The organism is Neptunomonas sp., assembly GCF_041601355.1.
In the GTDB taxonomy this organism is placed as follows: domain Bacteria; phylum Pseudomonadota; class Gammaproteobacteria; order Pseudomonadales; family Balneatricaceae; genus Neptunomonas.
In genome coordinates this window covers 1-3,893 of the sequence record NZ_JBFIIH010000220.1, presented here as the reverse complement: position 1 = coordinate 3,893, position 3,893 = coordinate 1, and the positions used below count along the sequence as shown (strand labels likewise).

General features: G+C 49.0%; 4 protein-coding genes. 3 read left to right on the top strand and 1 reads right to left on the bottom strand.

Translation table 11 applies throughout. From position 1 onward, the window contains the following. Positions 1-668 precede the first annotated feature (668 nt). Both ABY436_RS19490 and ABY436_RS19485 read left to right on the top strand, forming a co-directional pair. A complete protein-coding gene (locus ABY436_RS19490; protein ID WP_372740590.1) occupies positions 669-848 on the top strand; it encodes a DUF6726 family protein in 180 nt (59 codons plus the stop codon). A 109-nt stretch (positions 849-957) separates the two neighbouring features. After that, the gene (locus tag ABY436_RS19485; RefSeq protein WP_372740589.1) at positions 958-1,830 is read left to right on the top strand and encodes a restriction endonuclease; all 873 of its coding nucleotides are present in this window, start codon (positions 958-960) and stop codon (positions 1,828-1,830) included. Between the two features lie 120 nt (positions 1,831-1,950). On the opposite strand, the gene ABY436_RS19480 is transcribed toward ABY436_RS19485, so the two are convergent. Next, positions 1,951-3,132, bottom strand: coding sequence for an MFS transporter (locus ABY436_RS19480; RefSeq protein WP_372740588.1), 1,182 nt, complete (start codon positions 3,130-3,132; stop codon positions 1,951-1,953). 98 nt (positions 3,133-3,230) lie between these two features. Between ABY436_RS19480 and ABY436_RS19475 the strand changes: the two genes are divergently transcribed. Beyond that, positions 3,231-3,893, top strand: a 663-nt coding sequence (locus tag ABY436_RS19475) for a LysR family transcriptional regulator (protein ID WP_372740587.1), incomplete at its 3' end; no start/stop codon positions are given.

Here is a 3,893-nt window from a genome sequence, read left to right as displayed (position 1 = left end):
CGCAGGAGCAGATTTTCGTAGATGAGGAAAAACAACAAATCAAGGTGAGGATAGCGAATGAAACCGAACCAGAGATTCAGGAAATTCTCAAACAACACGACGCAAGTTCGACGACTGTAACAACAGATTAGCGCCTTAAGTGTAGTAATGCTGGCCGGGCTTAGGGTTCGCGCAGGGTGCGCCTCCTCTATTCATTGCCCTTTAGCACAACCAGAAACCAGATAATGGTAGTTCGTTTTATGTGTTCACTCTGTGTGTAATAAAAGGAATTGCGGTGACCTGGTCAGAGGGGCTACATGTTCCCATTTGGCACTTTTCCTCCGGTTTTTATAGTTTGGCCGCCTGAGCATGATCAGGTCTGCATTTATGTCTCGCAGGGCCTTAGGCTATTTAAGCCCGGTTTCCGATCCTATTGGTCGGGGATTCGACTCCCTCCGGGCACGCCACTTTTTACACCTTTGTTTTACTTCTCCAAGTCTCTGTTTTTTCTGATAAACCTACTACACTTCCTCCCAAGCTGCGGCGTACCCTCAATCATTCTCGAATGAGTATTCCTCTATGATCACAATTTGATCACAGTGTCGGTGTATTGCTGGCTGCAGAAGTGTGCTTATTTTTATGAATCCGCACTATTAATAACTCTGTCAGAACAACCGGACTGTTATTGCATGAAACCTATCATCATTGTTTTATTGGCGCTCTCTCTGCAGGGCTGTTTCTTAACAAAGGTTGTCACAGTCCCCATGCGTGTTGGCGGGGCGGTTATCTCTGTGGTGCCAGTGGTGGGTAATGTTGCTGATGCGGCTATTGATACGACGGCTGATGTGATTGATCTGGTGCCACTGTAAGGCTGTTTACGTTATTCCTATGTGTAAGCCGGTGTGACACTAGCAGGTTTAAAATAGTCTGCTACATTCAATGCACTCTACAATACACTCTGAATATTAGGATGTTCGTATGTCACGGAAAAGACGCTCCTCGCCGCTTGAAGACCTCATGGATATAGCATCAACACTGCCTTATTGGCTGAGTCTGATCTTAGCCGTGATTAGTTACTTTGTGTTACATCACTTCGCCAGTCAAACGCCCACTCCGGAGATTCAAGCCGGTAGTTACGTCCCGCAAAATATGGCGCGCATAATGTTTCAGCCATTCCTCATGGCCATGCAATATTTGGTGCCTTTCGTGTTTTGTATGGGCGCCGCTATCTCAGCCTTTAAAGCGTTTAAGGGGCGTCGTTTAGCGCAGCAATACATCTCCACAGATTCCATTCAAAAAGCTGCCGCCCCTCAGAATAGGGTTAAACCTACTGATGCCATGAATTGGCAGCAGTTTGAGTTATTGGTAGGTCAGGCTTTTCGTTTACAGGGCTATAGAGTTATTGATGGCGGAGAGGTCGGTGCTGATGGTGGTGTCGATGTTTACTTGAAAAAAGACGGAGAAACCTTTTTTGTGCAGTGTAAACATTGGAAGGCAAAAAGCGTGGGTGTCTCAGTTATACGTGAGCTATACGGTGTTATTGCGGCTGCCGGCGTTAAGGGTGGATTTGTTGTCACGTCCGGTTATTTCACAGCAGAGGCGATTACCTTTGCTAAAGGGAAGACGCTTGGGCTCATCGATGGAGTTAAGCTAAAGAAGATGATTCTGGCTGCAAAGAAAGCCAGCCCTGAAAGTGTGCCAGAACAGTCTGAAACGATCTCTGAAGCGCCGACCTGCCCATCGTGTGCATCGAGTATGGTGAAGCGCAAAGCGCGTAAGGGCGCAAATGCGGGCAATGAGTTCTGGGGGTGTTCACAGTTTCCTAAGTGCCGAGGGATTACTCAGATATGATCGCTGAACGTGAACGTTATATTTCAAATAATAAAAGAGCGGGCTAGCAAGCTGCTGCTAGCCCTTGTTTATGGCTTTATTATCAGGCATCACATCCCAAATGTTTGCTTTTGTCTCCGCTTAGACAGCCGCTGCCATTCGCATATCACGGTTATCTAAGAAGCCAGATAAGCGAGTTAGAATTAATGCGAGTACAACTATCAGCGAGCCGATCCAGGGAGTATCCATCAGCGTCATATCTTCGACAATGTATCCACCAAGGTAAGCACCAAAAGCAATTCCCACGTTAAAGGCGGCGATGTTCAGGCCCGAGGCAACATCAACCGCGTGCGGCGTGTGCTTCTCAGCCAGCTGTACGACATAAACCTGCAAGCCGGGTACGTTGCCGAAAGCAAATGCTCCCCAGATCAACATGGTAAGTGCTGCCGTTATTTGATTGCCGGCGGTAAAGGTGAACGCAAGCAACGTCAGCGCTAATAAACTGAAGATGATGTGCAATGCCCGAACCGGTCCCATTCGGTCAGCCAGTTTACCACCCCAGATATTACCGATAGCTACCGATACGCCATAGATAACCATTAGCATAGCTATTGAACTTGGGGCATAGCCGGAGACCTGCTCAAGGATTGGCGCTAAAAAAGTGAAAGCGACAAAGGTGCCACCGTAACCGACTGCGGTTATGCAGTAGACCAGTAGCAGGCGTGGTTGGGTTAGCGCGTTCAGTTGCTCCGCCAGTCGAGGAGTTCTTCCTTGTTTCAGGTTGCCTGGGATCAGCAGAGCACTACCGATCAGAGCAACCAGCCCCAGCATTGAAACCACAAGGAAGGTGGTGCGCCAGCCGAACGCCTGGCCAATCCAGGTTCCCAGCGGTACGCCCGTTACCAAAGCAACGGTCAGGCCGGTAAACATAATCGCTATGGCGCTGGCTTCTTTCTCCTTAGTAACCAAACTAGTCGCGATGGTAGATCCGATCGAGAAGAACACCCCATGAGCCAGACCGGTGAGTATCCGTGCAGCGATTAACGAATCATAACTGGGTGCCATCCATGCCAGTAAGTTGCCGGCGATAAAGAGCGCCATTAATGATAGCAGCACCGATTTACGATTCCAGCGTCCTGTTAGTGCGGTTAATACTGGAGCACCGATAGCGACGCCCAGTGCATAAAGACTCACCAGCAAACCGGCAGAGGGTAAGGACACGCCCAGATCCTGGGCAATAGTAGGAACTAGACCGACGATAACAAATTCGGTTGTTCCTATCGCGAAGGCGCTCAGCGTGAGCGCAAGTAAAGCAATAGGCATAGGTTTTCCCCGTAATATTCAGTTGACGAGGGGATTTTAATTGCGAATACTTATGCGAAAAATAGCTTTAATAACAAATTACTTTTAAGAAAAATGCAATGATAAGTCGTTCCGATGATCTGGAGTTGCTGCTGACAGTGGTTGATTGCGGTGGCTTTTCGTCTGCCGCGAACCAACTGGACGTAGCCGTCGCCAAAGTATCACGTGGTATTCAACGGTTGGAAAAGCAACTGGGTGTTGCCTTACTTCAACGTACGACTCGTCGGGTGTCACTGACCGAGGAAGGTGAGTCCTTTGTTCGGGAAATACGTCAAGGCTTGCAACAACTGGAGGCTGCAGAGGAGCAGCTTCGGCTCAGGATGGATAAACCTGTGGGTCGGTTGCGTGTTGATGCCGCCACTCCCTTTATGCTGCATCAATTGGTGCCGTTGACAGGCGAGTTTCAGCAGGCTTATCCCGGTATCAGGCTGGAGCTAAGTACCAACGAAGGGATCATCGACCTTTTGGAGAAGCGTACCGATGTTGCTATCCGTATAGGCAAACTGGAAGACTCCACCCTGCATGCAACTCAGTTGGGTAGCTCCCGGCTTCATCTGGTAGCCAGCCCCGGATATTTGAAACGTAACGGCACTCCACAATCCGTCGAAGATCTGGCACAACACCGGTTATTAGGCTTTATTCAACCATCGCGCCTGAACTTATGGCCGGTCGGCGCAGGTATTGAAATTAAACCAGATCTGGCATCCAGCAGTGGTGAAGTG

Excerpts from the sequence above, each read along its gene's own strand:
- ABY436_RS19485 (WP_372740589.1), top strand. The coding sequence starts at position 958 with ATGTCACGGAAAAGACGCTCCTCGCCGCTTGAAGACCTCATGGATATA.
- ABY436_RS19480 (WP_372740588.1), bottom strand. The coding sequence starts at position 3,132 with ATGCCTATTGCTTTACTTGCGCTCACGCTGAGCGCCTTCGCGATAGGA.
- ABY436_RS19490 (WP_372740590.1), top strand. The coding sequence starts at position 669 with ATGAAACCTATCATCATTGTTTTATTGGCGCTCTCTCTGCAGGGCTGT.